This window comes from Mucilaginibacter sabulilitoris (genome assembly GCF_034262375.1).
In the GTDB taxonomy this organism is placed as follows: domain Bacteria; phylum Bacteroidota; class Bacteroidia; order Sphingobacteriales; family Sphingobacteriaceae; genus Mucilaginibacter; species Mucilaginibacter sabulilitoris.
In genome coordinates this window covers 3,718,916-3,743,176 of record NZ_CP139558.1, presented here as the reverse complement: position 1 = coordinate 3,743,176, position 24,261 = coordinate 3,718,916, and the positions used below count along the sequence as shown (strand labels likewise).

18 protein-coding genes are annotated in these 24,261 nt (G+C 42.0%); 13 read left to right on the top strand and 5 right to left on the bottom strand.

Translation table 11 applies throughout. The features are described from left to right. From SNE25_RS16310 to SNE25_RS16290, 5 genes are all read left to right on the top strand, one after another. Positions 1 to 1,764, top strand: a complete 1,764-nt coding sequence (locus SNE25_RS16310; protein WP_321566173.1) for a RagB/SusD family nutrient uptake outer membrane protein — start codon at positions 1 to 3, stop codon at positions 1,762 to 1,764. An 85-nt stretch (positions 1,765 to 1,849) separates the two neighbouring features. Further along, positions 1,850 to 4,273: a bifunctional YncE family protein/alkaline phosphatase family protein gene (locus SNE25_RS16305; protein WP_321566172.1), complete on the top strand. Its 2,424-nt coding sequence runs from the start codon at positions 1,850 to 1,852 to the stop codon at positions 4,271 to 4,273. Positions 4,274 to 4,450: 177 nt separating this feature from the next. Further along, positions 4,451 to 6,766, top strand: a complete 2,316-nt coding sequence (locus SNE25_RS16300) for a PSD1 and planctomycete cytochrome C domain-containing protein (RefSeq protein ID WP_321566171.1) — start codon at positions 4,451 to 4,453, stop codon at positions 6,764 to 6,766. Position 6,767: 1 nt separating this feature from the next. Then, positions 6,768 to 8,225, top strand: coding sequence for a DUF1501 domain-containing protein (locus tag SNE25_RS16295; RefSeq protein ID WP_321566170.1), 1,458 nt, complete (start codon positions 6,768 to 6,770; stop codon positions 8,223 to 8,225). Positions 8,226 to 8,334: 109 nt separating this feature from the next. Beyond that, on the top strand, positions 8,335 to 10,491 hold the full coding sequence (locus tag SNE25_RS16290) for a DUF2231 domain-containing protein (protein ID WP_321566169.1): 2,157 nt from the start codon (positions 8,335 to 8,337) through the stop codon (positions 10,489 to 10,491). Between the two features lie 73 nt (positions 10,492 to 10,564). Here the strand turns inward: SNE25_RS16290 and SNE25_RS16285 are convergent, their stop codons facing one another. After that, complete coding sequence (locus tag SNE25_RS16285) at positions 10,565 to 11,386, bottom strand: universal stress protein (RefSeq protein ID WP_321566168.1); 822 nt, start codon at positions 11,384 to 11,386, stop codon at positions 10,565 to 10,567. Between the two features lie 157 nt (positions 11,387 to 11,543). On the opposite strand from SNE25_RS16285, the gene SNE25_RS16280 reads away from it, so the two are divergent. Beyond that, positions 11,544 to 12,455 carry a class I SAM-dependent methyltransferase gene (locus SNE25_RS16280; RefSeq protein ID WP_321566167.1) on the top strand — a complete coding sequence of 304 codons (912 nt, stop codon included), beginning with the start codon at positions 11,544 to 11,546 and terminating at the stop codon, positions 12,453 to 12,455. A gap of 264 nt (positions 12,456 to 12,719) precedes the next feature. Beyond that, positions 12,720 to 13,886 (top strand): hypothetical protein, encoded by a 1,167-nt coding sequence (locus SNE25_RS16275; RefSeq protein ID WP_321566166.1) that lies wholly within the window; start codon positions 12,720 to 12,722, stop codon positions 13,884 to 13,886. 6 nt (positions 13,887 to 13,892) lie between these two features. Here SNE25_RS16275 and SNE25_RS16270 read toward each other — a convergent pair whose 3' ends face one another. Continuing rightward, a complete protein-coding gene (locus SNE25_RS16270) occupies positions 13,893 to 14,924 on the bottom strand; it encodes a hypothetical protein (RefSeq protein ID WP_321566165.1) in 1,032 nt (343 codons plus the stop codon). A 258-nt stretch (positions 14,925 to 15,182) separates the two neighbouring features. Between SNE25_RS16270 and SNE25_RS16265 the strand changes: the two genes are divergently transcribed. After that, positions 15,183 to 15,797 (top strand): MCP four helix bundle domain-containing protein, encoded by a 615-nt coding sequence (locus tag SNE25_RS16265; RefSeq protein WP_321566164.1) that lies wholly within the window; start codon positions 15,183 to 15,185, stop codon positions 15,795 to 15,797. A gap of 36 nt (positions 15,798 to 15,833) precedes the next feature. On the opposite strand, the gene SNE25_RS16260 is transcribed toward SNE25_RS16265, so the two are convergent. Then, a complete protein-coding gene (locus SNE25_RS16260; RefSeq protein WP_321566163.1) occupies positions 15,834 to 16,142 on the bottom strand; it encodes a hypothetical protein in 309 nt (102 codons plus the stop codon). A 144-nt stretch (positions 16,143 to 16,286) separates the two neighbouring features. Between SNE25_RS16260 and SNE25_RS16255 the strand changes: the two genes are divergently transcribed. The 3 genes from SNE25_RS16255 (at position 16,287) to SNE25_RS16245 (ending at position 18,784) form a co-directional block, all read left to right on the top strand. Next, complete coding sequence (locus SNE25_RS16255) at positions 16,287 to 17,738, top strand: alpha-L-fucosidase (protein ID WP_321566162.1); 1,452 nt, start codon at positions 16,287 to 16,289, stop codon at positions 17,736 to 17,738. Positions 17,739 to 17,828: 90 nt separating this feature from the next. Further along, on the top strand, positions 17,829 to 18,320 hold the full coding sequence (locus tag SNE25_RS16250) for a MarR family winged helix-turn-helix transcriptional regulator (protein ID WP_321566161.1): 492 nt from the start codon (positions 17,829 to 17,831) through the stop codon (positions 18,318 to 18,320). A gap of 101 nt (positions 18,321 to 18,421) precedes the next feature. After that, positions 18,422 to 18,784: a VOC family protein gene (locus SNE25_RS16245; RefSeq protein WP_321566160.1), complete on the top strand. Its 363-nt coding sequence runs from the start codon at positions 18,422 to 18,424 to the stop codon at positions 18,782 to 18,784. 10 nt (positions 18,785 to 18,794) lie between these two features. Here SNE25_RS16245 and SNE25_RS16240 read toward each other — a convergent pair whose 3' ends face one another. Beyond that, positions 18,795 to 19,850 (bottom strand): glycoside hydrolase family protein, encoded by a 1,056-nt coding sequence (locus SNE25_RS16240; RefSeq protein ID WP_321566159.1) that lies wholly within the window; start codon positions 19,848 to 19,850, stop codon positions 18,795 to 18,797. Positions 19,851 to 19,890: 40 nt separating this feature from the next. Beyond that, positions 19,891 to 21,336 (bottom strand): arabinose isomerase, encoded by a 1,446-nt coding sequence (locus SNE25_RS16235; protein ID WP_321566158.1) that lies wholly within the window; start codon positions 21,334 to 21,336, stop codon positions 19,891 to 19,893. A gap of 355 nt (positions 21,337 to 21,691) precedes the next feature. Here SNE25_RS16235 and SNE25_RS16230 point away from each other — a divergent pair, with 355 nt between their 5' ends. Together SNE25_RS16230 and SNE25_RS16225 are read left to right on the top strand one after the other, a co-directional pair. Then, the gene (locus tag SNE25_RS16230) at positions 21,692 to 22,576 is read left to right on the top strand and encodes an AraC family transcriptional regulator (protein ID WP_321566157.1); all 885 of its coding nucleotides are present in this window, start codon (positions 21,692 to 21,694) and stop codon (positions 22,574 to 22,576) included. A gap of 127 nt (positions 22,577 to 22,703) precedes the next feature. Then, a complete protein-coding gene (locus SNE25_RS16225) occupies positions 22,704 to 24,197 on the top strand; it encodes a family 43 glycosylhydrolase (protein WP_321566156.1) in 1,494 nt (497 codons plus the stop codon). The last annotated feature ends 64 nt before the right edge of the window (positions 24,198 to 24,261 follow it).

Genomic DNA, 24,261 nt, shown 5'->3' with positions numbered 1-24,261 from the left:
ATGAAAAATAATAAGCTGATGAAAATAAAAAATATAATTTTACTACTGTTAAGCCTGTTAGCTTTTGGTTCATGTAAAAAATACCTGGACGTTAAGCCATTAGATAAACTTACCGTAGAACAGGCCTTTTCAAACGAAAGTAACCTGCAGCTATATACCAATTCCTTTTCCGTAGCGATGCTACCTGATGGCCCCGGTATATACGAAGCCGATGTAATGACTGATATAACAGTACCTAATATTGTGCCAACCTTAATATCCGGAAAGCTAAGCCCTCAGGATGCAGGAGTATGGAACTTTACCAATTTGCGCAATATCAATTACTTTTTGGAACATTATAATAACCCTGCCATATCACAAGCCGCCCGTAATAATTATGCAGGTGTAGCCAAGTTTTTCAGGGCTTATTTTTACTTCAATTTAGTTAAGCAATATGGCGATGTGCCATGGTACAACCACACGCTGGCTGTTGATGACCCCGGTCTTTACAAACCTCGCGATCCGCGTGCTATGGTAATGGATTCTGTTTTGGCCGATATTAATTACGCATGTAATTACATTACCAACGCGAAAGATAATTCAAGCACACAAATTACAAAATGGGTTGCCCTGGCATTAAAATCAAGGATCTGTTTATTTGAGGGTACTTATCGCAAATACCATACAGAAACCGGTTTGTCATCTACAGCAAACACCTGGCTGCAAAATAGCCAAGATGCTGCTAATCAGCTAATAACCAGTGGACAATATAAGTTGCAAACTACCGGTGCGCCTGAAAAGGATTATCGTTCGGTATTTATCAGTGAAAACCCACAAACAAGCGAGGTTATATTGGCTGCGGTTTATAACAATGCTTTAAAAAGATGGCATAACGCAACTTACTGGTTTGATAGCGCAACACTGGGCGCAAGACTGGGATTATCAAAAAGCTTTGTCAACACATACCTCAATATAGATGGTACTCCATTTACCAGCATACCTGGTTATGATACCCTGCAGTTTAAGGATGAAACTAAAAACAGGGATCTGCGTTTACAGCAAACCATCAGGGCGGGAAAATATGCCAGAAGCGATGGTTCGTTAGCTCCCCCCGATTTTAACGTAACTTATTCAGGCTATCACATATTGAAGTTTTCGCTTGATGATAAGTATTATGATACCCGTACAGAAAATTATAACTCTATCCCCATTATCAGGTATGCCGAGGTATTGCTCAATTATGCGGAGGCGAAAGCTGAGTTAGGCACCTTTACCGCAGGCGATTGGAGTATTACCGTTGCTGCGTTACGCACCAGAGCCGGTATTACCAATGCAGCTATGCCAACAACTGTAGATCCCTATATGCAAACCACTTTTTTCCCTGACGTGTCAAACCCTGCATTAATGGAGATCAGAAGGGAAAGAGGAATTGAGCTTGCCGTGGAAGGGTTTCGTTATGATGATTTGAAACGCTGGAAGGCCGGAAAATTGCTGGAAAGACCATATGATGGCCTTTATGTGCCTGCAAAAGACACACCGTTGGATTTAAATGATGACGGAAAACCTGATGTTGCATTTGTAGACAAAATTCCGGCAACAAAAATTGCGGGTGTAGTTTACTTTTTATTGGATAACAACACCTCCAAACTTTCCCAGGGCACTAAAGGTAACCTGATTTGGCTGAGCAATATTCCTAAATCGTATCCGGATAGAGATTATCTGAATCCGATAGCGCCAAATGAAATTATTTTAAACCCAAACCTTAAACAAAACCCCGGATGGTAATCCAGGTAAATTAATAAACAACAATACCAGATCGCAAATCTGGTATTGTTGTTTATTACATATTGGTTGCAATTAATTACAGTATATGAAAAACATAACTTTAGTTTGGATAATAGCGCTCATATCTTTAAAAGCGGGGGCTCAAAATCTTGCAGATATAGAGCATAGCCGCATATCCCTGCCTAATGGCTGGGGCATAACCGCTATAGGACAACATCTACCTTTAGGCGATTTACCATTGAACATGGCGGTGAGCAAATCAAAAAAATATATAGCGGTAACCAATAATGGCCAAAGCAAGCAAACCATCCAGCTAATCAACGTAAATTCAGGCAAACAGGCCGACGAAGTGGAAATTCCAAAATCATGGGGCGGTATAGTGTTCAGCGCCGATGAAAAATATCTTTATGCCTCGGGCGGAAATGATAACTGGATATTAAAGTATGCCGTACAAAACGACAAGCTGATTACCACGGATACCATTAAGTTAGGGGAACCATGGCCCAACAAAATTTCACCCGCAGGCATCACGATTGATGACGCCAAACAGTTGCTGTATGTGGTAACTAAAATGGATAACGCACTGTATGTTATTGACCTTAAAACCAAAAACATAAAACAAAAACTCCCCCTGGGTACCGAAGCTTACACCTGCCTACTTTCACCTAATAAGAATGAACTTTATGTAAGCGTGTGGGGTGGTGATAAAATAATGATATATGATACCGATAAAGAAAAATTCACGGATAGTGTAAATGTTGGCGATAACCCCAATGAGATTTGCCTGTCAAAAAACGGGCGCTATCTTTTTGTTGCTAATGCCAATGACAATACCGTTTCTGTAATTGATGTTCAGAAAAGAAAAGTGCTGGAAACACTAAACGCGGCATTATATTCCAGCACGCTTAGCGGTTCTACTACCAATGGCCTGGCTTTATCTGCCGATGAAAAAACATTATATATTGCTAATGCCGATAATAATTGCTTAGCCGTATTTGATGTCAGTAAACCAGGATTTAGCAAATCAAAGGGCTTTATCCCAACAGGCTGGTACCCTACCTGTGTACGGGTTATCGGGAAAAAGATCTATGTATCCAACGGCAAAGGACTTTCTTCAATGGCAAACCCACAAGGCCCAAACCCAATTAGCAAAAAACAAAGTGTTGTTTTACATCAGGGGATAGAAAGTAAAACACCTGTTCAATACATTGCCAGTTTATTTAAAGGCAGCTTAAGTATTATTGATATCCCTTCGGCCAAATTACTGGCAACTTATTCGCAAGCAGTGTATCATAATACACCTTACAGCAAAACAAAAGAATTACTGACATCAGGAGAAACCGGAAACCCTATACCCCACAAGGTAGGTGCCCCATCCCCCATTAAATATGTTTTCTATATCATTAAAGAAAACCGCACGTACGATCAGGTACTTGGTGATATTAAGGGAGCCAACGGTGATACAAGCCTGGTTTTGTTTGGCGAAAAAGTAACACCCAATCAACATGCCATAGCCAAAGAATTTGTTACGCTCGATAATTTTTATGTAGATGGAGAAGTTAGTTCAGACGGGCATAACTGGAGCATGGGCGCTTACGCTACTGATTTTCTTGAAAAGAACTGGCCCACCTCCTATGGGAGAAGAGGCGGCGGTGAACTTTCATCCGGATACAATGAAACAGCCAACAATAAAGATGGTTTTATATGGGATCAGGCAAGCAAATACGGGGTCAGCTACAGAACTTATGGCGAATTTGCCGATCATGCCAAAGCCAATATACCTGTGTTAAAAAACCATTTTTGCACCTATTACCCCAGCTTTGATTTTCATGTGAGGGACACAACCCGGATCAATCTTTGGAAAAGAGAATTTGACTCGTTACTTACCGTGCATGCTTTACCGCATTTAAATACAATCAGGATAGGTAATAATCATACCGAGGGTATCGCTACCGGCAGGCCCACTCCCTTTGCCCATGTTGCAGATAACGATCTTGCCGTTGGCATGTTTGTAAATTATTTAAGTAAAAGCCCAATCTGGGCAGAAAGCGCGGTTTTTATTGTAGAAGATGATGCGCAAAACGGTCCCGACCATGTTGATGCACACCGTACCACAGCGTTTGTTGCAGGAGGTTTTGTAAAACGAAATTACGTTGATCATACCATGTACTCAACTTCATCAATGCTGCGTACTATTGAATTGATCTTGGGCATGCCGCCATTAACACAGTTTGATGCAGCCGCTACACCAATGTGGCGTTCTTTTGATAATAAAGTAAACATGCAGGGCTTTGAAGTAAAGCCAGCTCAAATAGATTTGAATGAAAAGAATACCGTAAAAAACAGGTTTAGCGCCCTGTCAAATAAGCTTGATTTTTCAAAGGAGGACGTTATTCCGGATCAGGTACTTAATGAAATTATCTGGAAAGGTGTAAAGGGAGAAAACTCACCTTTGCCAAGCCCTACAAGAGCCGCTTTTTTTAAAGAAGTTAAAACTGATAAGGATTAAAAAAACAGGTAATTCAATCATTGAAGTATGAATATTTTAAAGCGCTCACTATAACCCACAATCGTGTAATTCAACATAAATTTCTTGGTTTACGTTACGCCTCTTTTTAAAAAAACCGGGTCATTAGTTTGATGATGTTATAATTTATCAATAACTTGTTAAACCAATTTTAAATTAATGTCTGGGAAGTATTACTATTTGTGGCTGATAGTGGCGCTTTTTGTTTTGTATTCGGTGAATGCTTGTCGTTCGGGTTCGGATAATGCGGAGCAAATGCCGGAGACGGTAAGTTATAATTTCAATATACGTCCTATCCTTTCTGATAAATGTTTTAAATGTCATGGTCCGGATGCTACTCATCGCGAAGCCGGCTTGCGCCTCGATCTTCCTGACAGTGCTTTTAAGGCATTAAAGGATAACCCGTCTGCTCATGCCCTGGTGCCAGGCAATCCATTACAATCAGAGGTTTTCCGCCGCGTATCTACAAAAGACACGGCTGAGCAAATGCCACCCGCGTCGTCAAATCTTAAAAAGTTAAACCCCTACGAGGTTTCCCTTATCGAAAAATGGATTAAACAAGGTGCCAAGTATGAAAAGCACTGGGCCTTTGTTCCTCCAAAATCCTATTCCATTCCACAGGTAAAAAATACCGCATGGCCCAAAAACCAGATAGACAATTTTGTACTGCAAAAACTGGAGCAAAACGATATCGAACCCAACCCCGAAGCCGATAAAGAACGCCTCCTGAAACGGGTAGCGCTTGATTTAACCGGGCTACCGCCCAGTCTGCAAATGATGGACGGTTTTTTAGCAGATAAAAGTCCAAATGCTTATGAAAAAATTGTAGACCAGTTGATGGCAAGCCCCCAATACGGCGAAAAAATGACCCTGCATTGGCTGGATGTTGCCCGTTATGCCGATTCGCATGGGTATCAGGATGATAATTACCGCAGCCAGTGGCCCTGGCGCGACTGGGTGATCCATGCATTTAATGAGAACCTGCCATACGATAAATTTATTACTTGGCAATTAGCCGGCGACCAGATACCCAACGCCACCAAAGAACAACTACTGGCAACCGGTTTTAACCGCAATCACAAAATAACCGAAGAAGGCGGCGTTATTGACGAAGAATACCGCGTGAGTTATGTAACCGACCGCACCAACACCTTTGGCAAGGCCATGCTGGGAGTTACCCTTGAATGTGCACATTGTCACGATCATAAATACGACCCTTTCTCACAAAAAGAATATTATGAGGTGTTTGCCTTTTTTAATAGCGTGAAAGAAGTAGGAATTGAATCTGTAGTTGGCGGCCCCGAAACCTATGCCAAAAAACCCTTGATGCAGATCAGCAATGACGATGTTAAAAAGATACTAACGTTTATAAACAAGCAGGACACCGATAAACTTATCGTATCTATCATGACCGACAGTACCAAAATGCGCCCAACCTATATCCTCAAACGCGGCAATTACGATGCTCATGGTGTTGAGGTACAACCCGGCACGCCGGCATCCATACTCCCTTTTACATCTGATTACCCTAAAAACCGATTGGGGCTCGCGGAATGGCTTTTCAATAAAAAGAATCCGCTTGCTGCAAGGGTATTTGTAAACCAGGTATGGCAGGAGTTTTTTGGCAAAGGCATTGTCAAAAGTTCGGGCGATTTTGGCATGCAGGGCGATCTCCCCTCTCACCCCGAATTGTTGGACTGGCTGTCTGTTGATTTTCGTGATCATGGCTGGAATATTAAGCGGCTGGTAAAGCGGATAGTAATGTCGGCTACATACCGGCAGTCGGCAGTGGCAACACCCGAGAAATTAAAAAACGACCCCGATAACACTTTATTGGCCCGCGGCCCGAGAGGCCGGTTACCGGCCGAATTTGTTCGTGATTTGGTACTGGCCAGCAGTGGGTTGCTTAACCGTAACATCGGCGGGCCAAGCGTGAATCCCTACCAGCCTCCTGGTCTGTGGGAGAATGCGACATCAGGCCGCGGACAACTGGCCAGCTATAAACAAGTACATGGGCCAAACCTATATCGCAGAGGTATGTATACACTCATTAAACGTACCGTGCCGCCCGCATCATTAGGAATTTTTGACGCCAGTAACCGTGATCAGTGCGAGGTAAAACGCTTGCGCACCAACACACCATTGCAAGCCTTGGTGATGCTTAACGACCCCACCGTGCTGGAATCTGCCCGCGTATTGGCGGCCAAACTTCTACAGGAAAGTAGTCAACCTAAAGATAAAATAGTGAAGGCCTTTCGCCTGATAATGTGCCGTCATCCGCAGGAGAAAGAACTGGCTATACTTACGGCCTATTACCAGGACGAGTTGAAGAGTATGAAAAAAATCGATGCCGCAAAATTGCTGACGGTCGGCGAGTACCCGGTACCGGCAAACCTGGATAAAGTAAGGCTGGCGGCTATGATGAAAGTAGTAGACGCTATGTATAATTTGGAAGAAGCGATAACAAAAACCTGATATGGAAAAGGATTTTTTAGAAAACAGGCTCAACATCAACAGGCGCAGGTTCCTGTCGCGATTAAGTTTGGGCATTGGGAGTGTGGCGCTGGGTTCGCTGCTTATTCCCGACCTGTTTAGTGGTAAAGGAGAAGAGGCTGAGGCTGATTTTATTCCGGGCATTCCCAATTTTGCGCCTAAGGCCAAACGGGTGATCTACCTGTTTCAGGATGGGGCGCCATCACAGCTGGAATCATTTGACTATAAACCGAAACTGCGCGAAATGATGGGACAGGAATTACCACCATCCGTTCGCGGTAACCAGATCCTTACAGGGATGACCGCCAAGCAGGCGTCCTTTCCGCTGGTAGGTTCGTTTTATGATTTTAAACAATATGGAGAGTCGCGCGCCTGGGTAAGCGACCTGTTCCCGCACATTGCTAAAATTGCCGATGACATCTGCATCATCCGCTCAATGAATACCGATGCCATTAACCATGATCCGGCACTTACTTTTTTTCAAACTGGTGCACAGCAGGGTAACCGGCCCAGTATGGGTTCGTGGGTGAGCTATGGCCTGGGCAGCGAAAATAAAAACCTGCCAGCATTTACGGTATTGTTATCAAAAGGTAAAGGCAACGGGCAAGGTGTTTATAGCAAACTATGGAGCAATGGTTTCCTTGATTCCATACACCAGGGGGTACAATTCAGCAGCGGTGAAGACCCTATTCTTTACCTGAACGACCCTGAAGGCCTCGACCGGCACGAGCGTCGCAAAATGCTTGATAAACTGGCCGAACTCAACGACATCAATTACAAAGAATTTGGGGATCCCGAGATCAATACCAAGGTTCAGCAATACGAAATGGCCTATCGCATGCAAACGGCCGTGCCAGAGCTGATGGATGTATCGCGTGAGTCTGACGATATAGTTAAAATGTACGGGCCCGAATGCTTAGTTCCCGGCACCTACGCAGCCAACTGCTTGCTGGCGCGTAAACTGTCAGAGAATGGGGTGCGTTTTGTGCAACTTTATCATCAGGGTTGGGATCAGCATACCAATCTGCCCCGTGAAATGGCCGGCCAGGCTAAAGATGTAGACCAGGCTTCGGCAGCATTGGTAACCGACCTGAAACAACGCGGTTTGCTTGACGAAACACTGGTAATATGGGGCGGCGAGTTTGGCCGTACCAATTACAGCCAGGGTAAATTGGAGGCGGCCAATTACGGACGCGACCACCACCCGCGTTGCTTTAGCGTTTGGATGGCCGGCGGCGGTATCAAACCCGGTTTAGTTTACGGCGAATCGGACGAGTTTGGTTACAATATTGTTAAAGACCCGGTGCATGTGCATGATTTTCATGCTACAATCCTTAATCAATTAGGTATTGACCATAAAAAGCTCACCTTTAAAAGCCAGGGCAGGCGTTACAGGCTAACCGATGTGGCCGGCAATGTGATAAATGGGATAATAGCCTGAGTCCGTTTCCCTCGCCTAACTAAAAACCACTATTCATTAAAATCAAGGTATTCATCCTCAAAGAATGAAAGAAAACATTCGCAACCCACTCTCCATCGGCGCATAAGATATGAAAAGCAGTCATAAAAGTATAGCAGAAGGGGCGCTATTTACATTAAACATTTTTATTGTGGTATTACTGTTAGCCGGCGACCGGCTCGTTGTTCCGCAATGGGTACAGCCTGTTGGCCGCATGCATCCACTTATCCTCCACTTCCCTATTGTAATACTAATGCTTGCCATGGTCATGGAATTTTTCCGCTTCCGCCCCGAGTTTATTAACGAAAGGCTGTATCAGAATTTCACCAACTATCTGCTGGTATTAGGTGCCCTGCTTTCTTCAATTACAGTAATTATGGGTTTGTTCCTGTCAAGAGAGCCGGGTTACGAAGGAGGCACTTTGCAATGGCACAAATGGTTTGGGGTAACCGTGGCCTTTATGGGCCATGGCGTTTACCTTATTCGCAATACATCAAAATATACTGCTAACCTTGCCAAAGCAGGGGCTATTATCACCGTGTTTTGTTTAATTGTAACCGGGCACCTGGGTGGTAACCTTACCCATGGCGAAGATTTTGTTTTGGAACCGGTGATGGATAAAAGCAAAAAGGCTGTGCCAATTAACCAGGCATTGATTTATGCAGATATAATTAAACCCATTTTTGAGGTGAAATGCCAAAGCTGCCATAATGCCGATAAGATGAAAGGAGGACTGATGCTTACTGATTCAGCAGCGATATTAAAGGGTGGGAAAACCGGTAAGCTCTTTAAAGCGGGCGATCCGGCAATGAGCCTGCTGCTGCAGCGGATACATCTTCCGGAAACAGCCAAAAAACACATGCCCCCAACAGGTAAACCTCAGCTTACGGATGATGAAAAAATGCTGCTTTATTTGTGGGTAAAAAACAACACCAACTTCCATAAAAAAGTTATTGATTTACCTGCTGCTGATTCATTAAGAGTATTGGCGGCAACTTTATTAGCACCTTCCGAAAGTGTGGAGGAAACCTATAATTTTTCGGCCGCTGATGATCAGGACGTTAAAAAATTGAATAATAATTACCGGGTAGTTTACTCTTTGGCGAATGAATCGCCTGCGCTGGCGGTTAACATCTACAATAAAAGCACATATAATGTTAAAGTACTTGAAGAGCTAAGTTCCATCAAAAAACAGGTAGTTTCGCTTGATCTTAACAAAATTCCGGTAAAAGATGCCGACCTTAAAACCATTGCGAAATTTGAGAATCTCCGTAGGCTCAACCTTAATTTTAGCGATGTTACGGGTAAAGGTTTAAAAGAACTCGCCGGATTGAAATATCTTAAAAGCCTCTCGCTGGCGGGTGTGAAATTAAACCCTGCCGATGTAAAACAGTTAACGGCAATAACAAGCCTTACCGAGCTGGTTGTATGGGATACGGGATTAAAAACAGCCGATCTTGAACCACTTCAAAAAACCAACAAAAACCTTAAATTTTTAACCGGTTTTAAAGATGATGGTAAAGCGATAAAACTAACCAGTCCGCAGTTAAAAAACACAGCCTTGGTATTTAAACAGCAATACCAACTGCAACTTGCCAACCCCGTGAAAGGCGTTGATATCCGCTACACTACAGACGGCAGTGTGCCGGATAGTACTCACGCAACGTTATACAAACCGGGAGTTAATTTTACCCAAAGCACAGAGATACGGGCAAGGGCTTTTAAACCTGGCTGGATTGGCAGTGATACTGTTGAGTTTAAAGTATACAAATGCACTTATACGCCCGATAGCGTAGCCTTTATTAAAAGGCCGGACGACAGGTACAAAGCCGATGGGCCTAAAACCATCATGGACAAGGAAATGGGGGGCGAGGATAATGGAAACAACAAATGGCTTGCCTCACAGCACGATCTGGGGATGCTCATGTGGTTTCGTACCCCCGTAACTATACACAGTCTCGGCTTAAACACAATGCGCAAAACTGATGCACATATTTTCTTGCCGGCCTTGGTAGAAGTATGGGGCGGCCCGGATCAGCAGCACTTAAAATTGATTGGCACAATTAAAACCGCGCTACCGCGAAAAAAAGACACACCTGCAACCATCAATCTGGAATGTAAGTTAAAATCTGCACAGCCAATATCCTGCATTAAACTCTTGGCGACTTCCCTTAAAAGCATGCCCGCCTGGCACCCGGCCAAGGGTAAACCGGCCTGGGTGTTTACCGATGAAGTATTTATAAATTAACATATTAAGAGCAATGCGGCCAGCCTACTGGCCGCATTGCTCTTAATACCCTTTAATCGTATTACAAAGTAAATTAAGCGGGTATGGAAAACAGCGGTATATTTAAACCCGAAGCCATGACGCGTGTTTTACTGCGGTGAACCATTGAATCCCAAAATCCGTGTGGCTGCGGAACCATAATTAACAAATCGGCTTCCATTCTTTTAATTTCACGGGCAATTCCATCTATAATAGAATCTGATCTGACATTTTTATAATAATAATCAATGCCATCCAGACCCTTATCAATGATGCGCAGCGCGTTCGGGTCTGCCCCTACTGCCTTTAATTCTTCCACGGTTTCATTAATCAGAAGCACTTCCACTTCGGCGTTGTTGGTTAGGGCCATTTGCTTAATGCGTGCCAATATTTGCTCAGAAACCCCATGCAATACATCGCAGGCAAAAAGCACTCTTTTTATACCGTTGAATCTGGCATTTGCCGGAACCGCCATTACCGGCGAATGGAGTTTTTTAATTATGGAGGTAGTAGTATTTCCCAAAAGTTCTTGCTCCACTGATTTTTCCTCCATTCCCATCACAATCATTTCGGCATTATACTGCGTAACCACTTCTTCTATGGCGTCTTCCACGAAAGAAAAAGTAGCTTTAGATATTACCTCAATGCCATATTGATCGGCCAGCAATAATGCTTTGCTTTCCAGGAGCAGTTTATTCTCGTCAATCAGTTCCTCTATCCGTTCGGCCGAGAGCCGTGCATTCATTGCGTGAACGGAAACAGAGAAATCATTTAATAAGATCAACCGGTAGTTATTTTGGCGGGCAATTTCGGCAGCGAAGGCTACAGCATTTTCGGCCAGTTCGGTATAATTTGTAGCGGCGATTATGGTACTCATAGTGTTTAACAGCTTAAAATAAGAAAAGCTGAAATTACCTGCAATTGATCCATTAATTGTTATTGCTGCGTAAAAATCAGGCTACAATAGTTATAATTGCTTACCGATGTGAATTGATAAAGCTTTATCACCCCAAGCCATACATCTACATGTATTTATGAATACTGAAGCCATAATGATCTTACTCGAAATAGAATCAAACATAAAGGACATTGAAGATAACACAACCCTTTATGAGGAAATCAATTTTGATAGCCGTACAGACGCTATAGACTTCATTGATTTTCATGTAATTGATCGCATTGAGGGGTTACTGCAAAAAGCAGAATTGAAAGCAGAACTGGCTATACTAAAGCGGCGTGCTGAGAAGACAAAATCTGAGCTGGAAAAAGTTGACGCCAACTTGTTTAAGCGGATTAGGGAAAAGATCAAAACCGGCGCTTACACTAAAGCATCTTTCAGCAAAATGATCCGGAGATATAACGATACTGAAATCTACACGGCCGATCAGATTGGTTATAATAATCTGGATGTTTTTATTAATGGGCTGCTATATGACAAAATTATTCCTGAAGCCACCTTAAACAGGCAACCGGAAATGGTATTTTATCAGCAAACGCCTGCAAGAATAATATTCGAGATGGCAGAGCGGGCGGATTTAAAGCCCAACGATGTATTTTTTGATTTAGGATCAGGCTTGGGCCAGGTAGCTATCCTCATGGGTTTAATCAGCGATGCTACTGTTAAGGGGATTGAATTTGAACCAGCTTATTATAACTATGCTAAAACGTATGCATCACAACTAAATCTACCCCAAGTTGAATTCATAAACGCAGATGCCCTTAAATGGGACTATTCGCATGGAACAGTATTCTTTATGTACACTCCTTTTGGAGGAAGCATGTTGCAGGATATGCTGAATATATTACAAAAAGAATCACAAAAAAGAAGGATCATAATTTTCACCTATGGCCCATGTTCGCCCCTGGTAGCCCGGCAAAGTTGGCTTGATTGTGTAAACGGCAGTGCGGATAATATTTATAAATTATATGAATTCAGAAGTCTGTAAATTCTCATTTATCAAGTGTTATTGCTCAGCAATTGTATAATACTTTCTCTTTTCAGTCGCCTTTGATCGTATTTGTCAACGATATATACCACACACTATTTTTTAAGCAAGAGTGCTTGCTTTTTTAATAAATAACTTTTAAATTGTAAACGACTGGCTCATAGCGACATTACAATTTTCTCGTACAGAGTTTGATCATTCTTTAAAAATGATTCCGGCAAGCCGAAAACGGAACGAAGTAGGCATTTATCCTATACCCCTATCATGTATATTATTAGCAGCAGCAAGCCCATGAGGTTTGAAAGGATTAATCGCCACCAGACCATTCATTGGTTAATTTCTATTTTCTTTTTCCTGGCAAACCCGATGATGGGTTATGCTTATGCCCAGGCCGACTCGACAATATCGATTAAACCCCTCAGTCAGGATTCTATCATCGGCATTGAAAATTTAGGTGCACAGCAAGATTCGGCTAAAATTAAAGAGGTTATTGCCATTACGGTATCCACCACCAAGCATATCGACTCCCTGGGTACATTGTATGTAGATGGGATTGCCGTAACCGGCCTTAAACCCTGGAAGACGAACGATATTAAAAAAATCCTGTATTTCCGGTTGGATTCCCGGGTGCAGGATATACTTTTGAAATTTTTAGAAAGCAGCCCCTTCGAAAAATCGGTATTGACAGTCCACTTTAGTGTTGGCAATGCCCGAACTTTTATAAGCAATACTAACATACCGATATACATGGTGGTACGGCAAAAAATAAGTCATTGGTGGATTTGGGGAGGCGCTGTAGTCCTATTACTGCTTGCCTTTGCCGGTCTTAAAAACAATATTTTAAAAGACGATAATAACCTTTATTATAGCCTTGGCCGCGCGCAGTTATTTTACTGGACGCTGCTGGTGCTGGTAGCTTATCTGACAATTTGTTTCACTACAGATACACTCCCCGATCTTCCGCTGTCGGTACTTGCTATCCTGGGTATCAGCGTTTCTACCACAGCGGTATCTAAATTGGTTGAAAATAAAAACAAGGTAAGCATCCCTATAGATAAAAATGCCAAAAGCGAAGGTTTCATTCTTGATATCCTATCAGACGGGAGCAGCATCAATATACAACGTTTTCAAAATGTGGCATTTAATCTCTTCTTTGGTGTAATATTTTTGCAAAAGACCTTTACCAACCATATCATGCCTGATTTTGATCAAAATGTACTGATATTGATGGGGATTAGCTCAGGTACTTACGCTGCTCTAAAAAATACGGAACCGACTAAGGAACAATCCGAACCTCCGAAACAAACTGGTGACGATATCCCGCTGTCGCCGGATAAACCACCCGTTAAACCAACAGCTGATGATAAATCTGTCGAAACCCAGTCTAAAAATCCGGGTGCTGATGAAGCAGACGCGACAAAAAAGAGTTAAACTATGCTATGGTTGAACCGCCCAAGCCAAACCGTCCGGCCCTTTGCCTACATCAATATGGTTGGTAACCTGTAGCGTTTTGAGGTCTACAACCGCAACATAATTATCAGCGGTGCAACCTATAAAAGCCCGCGATCCGTCCGGGTCAACCAAGATACCGGCTGCACCATGACCTGTATTTATCCGCTTCAGTTCTTTATGCGATTTCGCGTCATAAATGAAAAGGTCGCCGGTGCTCAGGCTCGAAACCAAAACATGCTTGCCATTCGGCGTAAACTTGAGCCTATTAGCTCCAAGGGCCTTTGCATCAATTTTATCAGTCGGCTTCGTGCCGGCAAGGTCAATAATGAAGATAGAACCGTCTGTAGCAGCGGCAGTCCACAATTCCTTACCATCAGGTGATACGTCAAATCCCTCTGAACCTTTTGCAACAGTGATAACCTTCGCTGTCCAGTTCTTATGCGGTTTTATTCCTGGTACAGCCTTTCGCATACCCGGAAGTGATGTATCGGTCAAAATGCTCACCGTACCCGAGTTAACATTAGTGGTATAAATTTTTTTTCCGTTGGCACTAACGTAAATCATATGCGTCCGGTCCTGGCCGGTACTCATACTCCAATCTACCTTACCGGTATGCGGGTCATAGCTGCCAACAGATTTAGAACCTTCTGCTGTAAACCATAACTTTCCATTTGCAAACATTAACCCATGCAATCCGATCAGTGGTTTTGTATCAACCCGATTTACAAGCTTTTGTGTTGTAAGATCAATGATGTCAAGCTCATGAAGGCGTCCGCCCGCGTAGTTGGATACGTACGCCGTCTTGCCGTCTGACGATGCCGCAACCTCATGGGGATCAGGGCCGACAGGTACCTTTGTAATCAATTTAAACGTTGTAGGATCTACGATAGCCAGGGTATGGTCAGCCTTCGAAAGCGCAAGCAGGTATTGTTTTGGCTTAGATTGAGCCATGCAGTTTATGGAACCGCACAATGTGAACAATAATACAACGTTGGCAATAATTGAATGAATTGGCATTTTAAAGCAATTTACTGTTGCAGAAAAATGTTTGTTTACAGATTTGCTCATAAATCAAACTGATTGGTGAGAATTTTTTAAATTATTTAAGAAGAGACGGCTTGCCGGTCAGCATTCATGTCATCCCATCTGATTTTTGTTTTCGAGCTAATATACACGCCTCTTTTTTTAAATTTAAACATAATCATGTATATCTGCTAATTTTTGAGACTGGATTTTCACAACAGAATTGGTATCTTTAACTAACCAATTTATTTAATGATGAGAAGGGCCGGTTTATTTAAAAATAGGCTCAAGGCGGCTGGTGTTCTGGCTGTTTTGACCGTACTGTTATTATTAGCTAACCTGCAGGGGCGTACCAATGTTACAGATATGAATCAAACACTAACCTCGCTGCGAAATGACCGGCTCTTGCCTGTTGTGTACGCGCAGGAGATCACCCGCCTGCTCTATGAGAATAAAATGCTCATGAGCGGTGGCTACCATTCGGCGGAAATAAAAGCGAATTTCAACGCCATTGAAGTTCTGGCAAAGAAATATGAAGCAACAAAACTAACAGCAGAAGAAACCACACAATGGAAGCAGTTTCGTTTGGAATTAAAACAGCTTTCCATTACTGAGCAAACGGTGAGTACATCTGAGCAAATGACGCGTTTTAATCATCTGCAGCAGGCATTAGCCCGACTAACTGATATTCAGGTTATTGAAAGCGCCCGTTTAATGAAAAACGGGGAGAAAGCTATAAGTTCCAATATCCTGCTATCCAACCTGATGGCTGGTCTTGGCTTAGCTTCCGGCATATTGATCCTCGTGTTGTTAAATATAACCCGCTATTCCTTTCACCAGCCAGAACAGCGGCATATGCTGAATTAAACCAGTTAATTACATGTGCTTCGATTCCTAGCTCCTTTAGAAATACGTTTCCGTGGAAGCCACGAGCGAAAGCAATTCTAATTTTGGCTCTACCTCCAAACCGCTGGCTTCCAGCTCTTCTGCAAATTTTTTAAAAGAGGAGAGTTCCTGTAAAATCAGGTGAGCTGCTTCACTCTCAAACTGGTCAAAGTGCATAAAAGTTTTGCCGTCCGGCAATAACCAGGTGCCATATTTGATACCCGGGTGATTCAGCACTTTCAGCTCAGCTACCACTGCGGCTATATTTTGCTGATTAATGGCCACATAATCTGGCCTGGTTGTGTATTGAACGCGTACTATTTTCATTTAACAAAAATAGTGCTTAGTCAATTTCTTCGTCCGGTGCAAATGCGTCAAAATAAGGGTTGGATGCGACAAAACGGAGCTGTAAATTAACCCAAATTTGATTTAAAAAAAATTACACTTAATTTTCATAAAATTTCATTTACGATGAAAAGATTAGCTCTCCTTTTATTTACCTTTTTTAGCCTTGCCGCTTCGGCACAAACATTTGAACCTAATTGGGCTTCTTTAAACATGCGCAAAATGCCGGCATGGTTCCATCAGGATAAGTTTGGCATATTTATTCATTGGGGTTTGTACTCCGTTCCTGCTTATGCTCCTGTAATACCTAACAGTGGTTACAGCTATGCCGAATGGTATTGGCAACGCATTGCAACAGAAAAGCAAAAAGATTTCGTGGCTTTTCATAACAAAAACTATGGCGCCGATTTTTTGTATCCGCAATTTGAACCGATGTTCAAGGCAGAGATGTTCGATCCTCAACAGTGGGCACAGGTATTTAAAAACTCGGGAGCACGTTATGTGGTACTCACCTCAAAGCACCATGAAGGTTATTGTTTATGGAACAGCGCGGAGGCCGACAGGGACTGGGGACGTTCATGGAACGCGGTATCGGGTACACCAAAGCGGGATTTGCTTGGGGACCTCACCAATGCTGTAAGACAAGAAGGTTTAAAAATGGGATATTATTACTCATTGTATGAGTGGTATAACCCCTTGTGGTTGAAAGATAAAAAACGGTTTGTAACCGAACATATGATCCCCCAATTTAAAGACCTGGTTACCAAGTATAAACCTTCTATTATTTTCTCCGATGGCGAATGGGAATTGCCAGATACCGCCTGGCATAGCCCGGAGCTGCTGGCATGGTTATTTAACGAATCGCCGGTAGCTAAAGAAGTGGTGGTTGATGATAGATGGGGAAGTAATACGCGTGATAATAATAAAGGCGCTACCTATACTACATCTGAGTACGGGAGCGGCAAGGATGCGAGTGTAATATGGGAAGAAAGCCAGGGTATAGGGCATTCTTACGGCTATAACCGCAACGAAAAATTAGAGGATTATAAAAGCGGGCACGACCTTATTTTAATGCTTATAGATATCGTATCCCGTGGGGGAAACCTGTTACTTGACATTGGCCCCACGGCTGATGGGCGCATCCCCGTAATTATGCAACAGCGGCTCAGCGAAATTGGCAGTTGGTTAAAACTAAACGGCGAGGCAATCTATGAGACTGAGGCTTACAAACAACCCTATCAATGGAGCAATGGTATCAGGCGCGAGAAGAAGGGCAAAAGTTATATGGCCGGATATAGCATTACCCAACTGGTAAAGCCTCAAAAAGATACCGCCTATGTTGAAGCATTTTTTACAGTAAAAAATAAAGATCTATTCTGCATTCTGCCTACTTACACCCCTACATTTAAGTTGCGTAATTTCCACGCAAAAGCTAATGGCACCGCAACTATTTTGGGAACCGGTAAATCGTTAAAATTAAAAAATACGGACAAGGATTGTGTTATTGACCTATCAGGATTAAAGCCTGGCGATGCATCTGCTGAGTTAATCGTTTTAAAGCTTAATAATGCCTTGTAACAAGATGTAATATCTCGCCGACGTTTTTCATCTCAGGTATTATGACAATAAAATAGTAATCAATGATTACTATTTTATTAATTTTACCCCATGGAGGATAAAAAGATAGATAAACAGTTGAAAGCCTTTGAAGGCTTGCAGGATAAGAACTGGCAGCGGCTAATATTCAATTTAAGAAAACACCTGGACACCTGGACACATTATAACATTAAACCTTATTGGGGGCAAATGAAAATTTCTTATATGCCGGTTATTTGTAATATCTGCGTTGACGGAAGTACTACGTCAGAACTGGCACGATTGGCGATGATATCCAAGCAAAACATGAGCCGTACCGTCAAGGAGTTAGAAGATGCCGGTATGATTGTGAGCAGGGAAAATCCCCAAGACAAACGGAGCGATATTCTTGAGCTTACTAAAAATGGAAAGCTCTTTTTGCTTGAAGCCAACAAAGATGTTTTCAGGATGAGTACTATTTACAAGAAATTAGTTGGAGAGAAAGACCTGGAAATAGCTGTGCAGGTTCTGAATAAGATCATTGATTACCACGAAAGTTTGGAGACTGAAAATGAAGGAAATTGAGATAAATTAAATGCAGCAACCGCCGAAAGTTAAATCCTACTCGTTTCGTGATTTTGAAATGATTTAATAAGTTTGTTTAAAACCATTAAACCACTGAAAAAATGGAACATAATATTAAATCAATCAGACCATTTATTGGCGCCACAGATTTTGAGGTATCGAGAAGTTTTTATCGTGATCTTGGTTTTGAAGAAACAGTATTAGCCGATAACATGTCGGTTTTTAAGAGCAGGCAAACAGCCTTTTATTTGCAGAAGGCCTATGTAAAGGACTGGATAGATAATACAATGATATTTTTAGAGGTGGATGATGTTGACAGGTACTGGGATGAGCTTTCAGCATTAAATCTTACGGCTAAATATAAAACAGCCCGGCTAACCTCCACCCGGGTGGAACATTGGGGAAAAGAATGTTTTCTGCATGACCCATCGGGAATATTATGGCATTTTGGGCAGTTTTTTTGAGAAAACGGTTTTATTGAATTTTTAATGGCAATTGAATCCAGGCCAGGCCTATATCCCTACCCATGTGACTTGTACTGGTTCCTTCAACCCCATCATATAGCATTGCCAACCTATTCCCTACTTTAATTACGGTGGGCATTCCTATGGCTCCTTTAGCCCATGTGCAATTCGACTTATCTAATACAACGGCTTTGTTTTTCTCACTCCAATGGTAAATATCTTTTGTCCAGTATACCCATATGGCATCGGTGTATTCTCCATTTTCCTTTGTTATTCCGATATGGTTTGTAAATAAATACCATGTTTTAGTAGCCTGTTCAAAAAATACAGATGAATTTTCTACCTGTTCAGTGGGCGGGAATAATGGTTTTGGATCAATATTCCAGCTACCGTTTAAATTTTTAGTTCTTGCCAGTCCAAGGGTTCTTTTAGTTCCGTTGGCATCTTCGGAAGCACCACTGAAGAACTGTAGAAACTCTCCATTTACCTTAACAATAAACCCCGGACTGGAGGTTACTGTATAAAAGCTATTTGCTTTTTCAACAAAAGGAGTAACATCATATTGTTTAATCCATGGGCCTTTAATAGATTTGGCCTGCGCTTTCATAGTTAGATAAGGGAAAGCGGGTATCCTGTCCGGAGCGGGTGTTGTATGCGGAGTACCCAGGTAGAACATGTGCCATACACCATCACTTTTAATTACCCAGGGAGCAGATGCACTTTTTGAATCGCTTTTTCCAGGATCCCCCAGGGCAAGAATAGCTCCTTTTTTGTTCCAGTTTTTGAGATCATCACTTTCGGCTAAACAAGCTCTCCATCCATCTTTTCCGGCACCGTCATAAAACAAGTAATATTTATTGTCAACCTCGTTAACAATAGCTTCCCTCGCGCCAAATGTGTCACAACTGTCGGCTCCGTTTCCGTGCCTCAACACAACGCCTTCATCAGTGCATTGTAAACGTAATGATGCGGAAGGTCTTCCGTCTATATAGTGTTGAGCATATAGCTTCAATGAACCGAAACAACAGATAACCAATATCGCTAAAGTAATTTTTCTTTGCTTCATGTATATTTAATAAAGTTTCAACCAGTTAATTATAGCATTATCAGCATACTTTGATCGTTTGCAAACCCAAAAGATCACCGAGCTTTTTTATTTTAGAAGCAATATGCCCTTTCCCCACGGCGCAATGATGTGACGGGCCTTGCGCATTCCAGGTCTCCACAAAATTTCTCGCTCCTATCGGGAACCTGTACCTACTGTTGGTATTACCTATTTCAAGAATTGGCCCGGTAACTGATTCCGCTTCGGCCACAAGGAACATAATTTTGCCATCGGCTGTTTCCACTACCGAAAGCAAAGTAACCGGCCCATGGCTAACAGACATTTCTACAGATAAACCTTTACCTACTTTACCGTGGTAAACCTGAAGCGGCTTAACCTTAATCTTTCCTTGGACAATAGCCGGATGGCACGGACCATCATGCCCCATGAGTACTACGTCATCTGTGAAGTCCATTGCATAATATTCAGTAAAAGAGCCTCCCGCGCCAAAGCACTCCATAATTTTCATAGCTTGCGCGTTTTTAACTTCATACTCACCCGCCACTGGGATACCGCCAGCTGTAAGCAGGGAGTTACCTACAATTACAGAGCTCATGGTATCTTCGTTAACTGCATTACCGGTCCCTTTATGGTAATAAGCAAGGGAGCCTAAATTATACTTTTGAACAAGCTTGTCTAAGGCGACGGCTGTTAAGGCAGCCCGTTCTATTTCATCTACAGAACAATCATCCTGAACATCAAAACATTTATGAATCGCATCAACTTTAAGCTTAACTTCATCAGCCGATACTTTCGTTCTTAATGCTGATAATTCATCAACCTCAATAATTTCTATATGACCGCCAAATGTTGCGCAGTGTAAAGTGAGATTTGAATATATATCCAACATACCCGAATAATAACTACCCATAAGTCCAAGCGTATTATAATACATCTGACCGGCTACTTTGGCAGCGCCTATCCACTCCCCCGCTTCATGCCAAACATGATCATCGCCATGCAGCATACCTGTTATCTGGTAAAAAGGAATGTTGGAGCGTTTAAAAACGTTAGCTATTTCGGGCACCGGACAGGCCGAACAATAAGCCAGCCACTCCCCCGTCATGGCGGTACGGTCTTTTAAATTATTAAAGGCAGTATAATCAATTGCCGCCTCGGGCGACAGGTTAAGTACAATTACAGGCACTTTAGCTTTTTTAACCACAGGCAACACCGTTGAAGATAAAGCGTAGGTGGTAACGTATAAAAATATAATATCCACTCCTTCGGTTCTGAAACGATCGCCCGCTTCAAACGCTTTTTGGGGCGTATCTATCAGGCCAAGGTTTACAACTACTGCACCGGAGGCTTTGAGCTTATCGGCTACTACATCGGTATACCCAGACAGTCTCTTTTCTAACCCCTCAAATTGTTCCCAGTAAACGTTTAAACCAATTCCAAAAAGTCCGACCTTAACCTCTGGGGCAATTATTGTTTTTGTTAACATGTTATTTACAGTATGGTATAAAAATCAGGCCGGTTGACCACCATATTAAACTATAAGGGCAAGGGCTTTTTATAAACTGGCTAATTGCTGATATCTCAAAGTTATCTTGCCAGCCCCCTTTTTACAATGTATGTTTTGATATTTGATTTGTAGTTTTTGATTTAAACAGGCAACAGACCTGCTATAAACTATTTGATATTTTGTTTGTATTTTTTGGCATTAAGGTTTAACATGTATAATCTGCATATATTTTTACTTAAAAGTTTAATATTTTTATAGATTGTAAATCAAACATCCGTGGATTAATGCGCCAATAAGAATTTATACCAGGTAGTCGGATTTAATTTATATCTGAATGATCAATTACTATAAATACCTGCCGGTAAGTAAAGAAGATGAAAACTGGGGTTTATGTGTTTTAAATGCCGGTTGCACGCGTATTGAAGCATCTGGCTTATATCCTTTTAAAAGCCATCCGGCCCACCATTATTTTAACTGGAACGCAGGCCGTGTTTTAAATGAGTACCAGATCATATATATCACCAAAGGCAAAGGCATTTTTGAGTCGGACAGTTGCAGCCAAACCGAAGTTAAAGCAGGTACCATCATTATTCTTTTCCCCGGCGAAAGACACCGCTATAAACCCAATGGCGAAACCGGATGGGACGAATATTGGATAGGCGTTAAAGGTGAGATCATGGACAATCTGGCTAAAAGGAGTTTTTTCAAGCCCGATAACCCTTGTTTATATATTGGGTTTAATGAAAATACATTTGACATTTTTAACTGCATCATCGAAAAAACGAAACTGGAAGGTCCAGGCTACCAGCCCCTCATATCCGGTGCCGCATTGCATTTGCTTGGCAGCTTCCATTCTATTATAAAACAAAACTCAGTCGAATCTGAAGACAAAGAAGTGATTATTAACAAGGCACGTCTATTGTTTAGGTCTAACATAGCCGAGGATTTTTCGCCAGAAATAGCCGCCGAGCAATTGCAGGTTGGTTATTCCTGGTTTCGTAAAGTGTTTAAAACCCACACAGGCCTTTCACCTGGTCAGTATTATATTCAATTAAAAATTGAGCGTGCCAAAAGTTTGCTTAATGACCCAGGCATACCCATTAAACAGATTTCAAGTGATCTTCGGTTTGATTCTTATTTTTACTTTTCAAAACTCTTTAAAAAAAGAACCGGCTTAACCCCTTCAGAATATAGGAAACGAACCCGGGGTACTTTGTAACACCTGCCATAAACAACAAATAAATTATCAAATAATGTAAGTATAATCTGGTTCTACTAAAATAATTTTGGAAAGCTACAGCTCTATGCTGTACAACATATAAGCTTCCAAATAAACTTTAAGACCAATGAAAACAATCATTATCACCACCATTCTAAGTTTTCTGCTATTTACACAAATTACCTTCGCACAAACCAAAAAAAACTTTAGCAGCAACGGGAAACAGCTAACCAGGTTTGATAACCTTGGCAATGCTATTGATGCTCATGATGGCGAAATAGCATTGTTTAATGGCATATATTATCTATATGGCACCAGTTATGATTGTGGCTTTGAATGGGGCAATAAGTCGGCCCCATTTTGTGGTTTTAAAGTATATTCATCTACAGATCTTAACAATTGGACAGATAAAGGCTTTTTATTTAACGCTAAAACCACTGTGTGGCAAACGCGTTGCGATGGCAAAACTTATGGTTGCTTTCGTCCTCATGTTATTTACAATCAGAAAACGCGGCTTTATGTACTTTGGATAAATGTATATGATAATCGCGTTGGGTATCGTGTTTTCACAAGCAAAAAGCCAACAGGCCCATTTACCGAAGTTAAGGAACCAACCCTTGCGGTTAACAGTGAAATGCCCGTAGCAGGCCTGAATAATGGCGACCATGATACGTTTGTTGATGATGACGGAACGGCTTATCTTGCTTATACCGACTGGCGTACAAAAGGCAGCATCGTGATTGAAAAGTTAAGTGCCGATTATCTTACTGGTACAGGTCAGCATGTTAAATCAGTTACCGATGGCAAAACAGAAGCGCCAGCATTGTTTAAGCGAAAAGGCATTTACTATGTGGTTTACTCGGATCCTAACTGTGGATATTGCTCGGGCACAGGCGCTTCTTATCGCACTGCCAGATCACCTTTGGGGCCATGGTCTGAAGGTAAAAAGATCAGCGACAATTCCTGCGGCGGCCAACCCTCTTTTGTATCAACCTTTAAATTAAATTCAGAAACAGTTTTTCTTTTTGGCAGCGACTTATGGAACAACGCAGCCAAAAATGAGGCGCAAGCCAATTTTTACTGGGCTCCGCTTACTTTTGCTGCTGATGGATCTATCAATCCACTAATCTGCGGTGAAACCAATGTCCTTCCAAATTACAATGCTGGCAAATCAACTCAGGTTAATGATGATTTTACCACGGCATGTGATATCAATAAAACCAGGCAATGGGCGCAATCATTTACCGCCGACCACAGCGGTAGTTTATACCAGCTTGATTTTACCACATTTAAAAGCGGCTATCCAGATGCGGACCTTATGATAGAGTTATACAGTACTGATAATGAATCAAATCTCACAGGTGCCGCAATTGCAACTATAACGCTAAAGCAGGATACGCTATCATGGGCACCTAAAAATTATACAATTAAATTTAAAGCAGCTGTTATTAAAGGAAAACGTTACCTAGCGGTTATCAAATCGACCACTACAACCGGTTGTTACGGTCTTGAATATAAAGAGTCCGAGACTGACAATTCTGCGGCGATGAGTAATAATGGAAGTGACCGGTTTACCCAGGAAAAAGGAAAAGCGATCAAATTAAAAGTTCACATTAAATAATTTTCTGATTTCATTTTCAGATATTACTAAAAAGCAGGTAAACTATGGCTTACCTGCTTTTTAG

Excerpts from the sequence above, each read along its gene's own strand:
- SNE25_RS16290 (WP_321566169.1), top strand. The coding sequence starts at position 8,335 with ATGAAAAGCAGTCATAAAAGTATAGCAGAAGGGGCGCTATTTACATTA.
- SNE25_RS16250 (WP_321566161.1), top strand. The coding sequence starts at position 17,829 with ATGGAGGATAAAAAGATAGATAAACAGTTGAAAGCCTTTGAAGGCTTG.
- SNE25_RS16235 (WP_321566158.1), bottom strand. The coding sequence starts at position 21,336 with ATGTTAACAAAAACAATAATTGCCCCAGAGGTTAAGGTCGGACTTTTT.
- SNE25_RS16295 (WP_321566170.1), top strand. The coding sequence starts at position 6,768 with ATGGAAAAGGATTTTTTAGAAAACAGGCTCAACATCAACAGGCGCAGG.
- SNE25_RS16240 (WP_321566159.1), bottom strand. The coding sequence starts at position 19,850 with ATGAAGCAAAGAAAAATTACTTTAGCGATATTGGTTATCTGTTGTTTC.
- SNE25_RS16305 (WP_321566172.1), top strand. The coding sequence starts at position 1,850 with ATGAAAAACATAACTTTAGTTTGGATAATAGCGCTCATATCTTTAAAA.
- SNE25_RS16310 (WP_321566173.1), top strand. The coding sequence starts at position 1 with ATGAAAAATAATAAGCTGATGAAAATAAAAAATATAATTTTACTACTG.
- SNE25_RS16275 (WP_321566166.1), top strand. The coding sequence starts at position 12,720 with ATGTATATTATTAGCAGCAGCAAGCCCATGAGGTTTGAAAGGATTAAT.
- SNE25_RS16265 (WP_321566164.1), top strand. The coding sequence starts at position 15,183 with ATGATGAGAAGGGCCGGTTTATTTAAAAATAGGCTCAAGGCGGCTGGT.
- SNE25_RS16230 (WP_321566157.1), top strand. The coding sequence starts at position 21,692 with ATGATCAATTACTATAAATACCTGCCGGTAAGTAAAGAAGATGAAAAC.
- SNE25_RS16245 (WP_321566160.1), top strand. The coding sequence starts at position 18,422 with ATGGAACATAATATTAAATCAATCAGACCATTTATTGGCGCCACAGAT.
- SNE25_RS16270 (WP_321566165.1), bottom strand. The coding sequence starts at position 14,924 with ATGCCAATTCATTCAATTATTGCCAACGTTGTATTATTGTTCACATTG.
- SNE25_RS16260 (WP_321566163.1), bottom strand. The coding sequence starts at position 16,142 with ATGAAAATAGTACGCGTTCAATACACAACCAGGCCAGATTATGTGGCC.
- SNE25_RS16285 (WP_321566168.1), bottom strand. The coding sequence starts at position 11,386 with ATGAGTACCATAATCGCCGCTACAAATTATACCGAACTGGCCGAAAAT.
- SNE25_RS16300 (WP_321566171.1), top strand. The coding sequence starts at position 4,451 with ATGTCTGGGAAGTATTACTATTTGTGGCTGATAGTGGCGCTTTTTGTT.
- SNE25_RS16255 (WP_321566162.1), top strand. The coding sequence starts at position 16,287 with ATGAAAAGATTAGCTCTCCTTTTATTTACCTTTTTTAGCCTTGCCGCT.
- SNE25_RS16280 (WP_321566167.1), top strand. The coding sequence starts at position 11,544 with ATGAATACTGAAGCCATAATGATCTTACTCGAAATAGAATCAAACATA.
- SNE25_RS16225 (WP_321566156.1), top strand. The coding sequence starts at position 22,704 with ATGAAAACAATCATTATCACCACCATTCTAAGTTTTCTGCTATTTACA.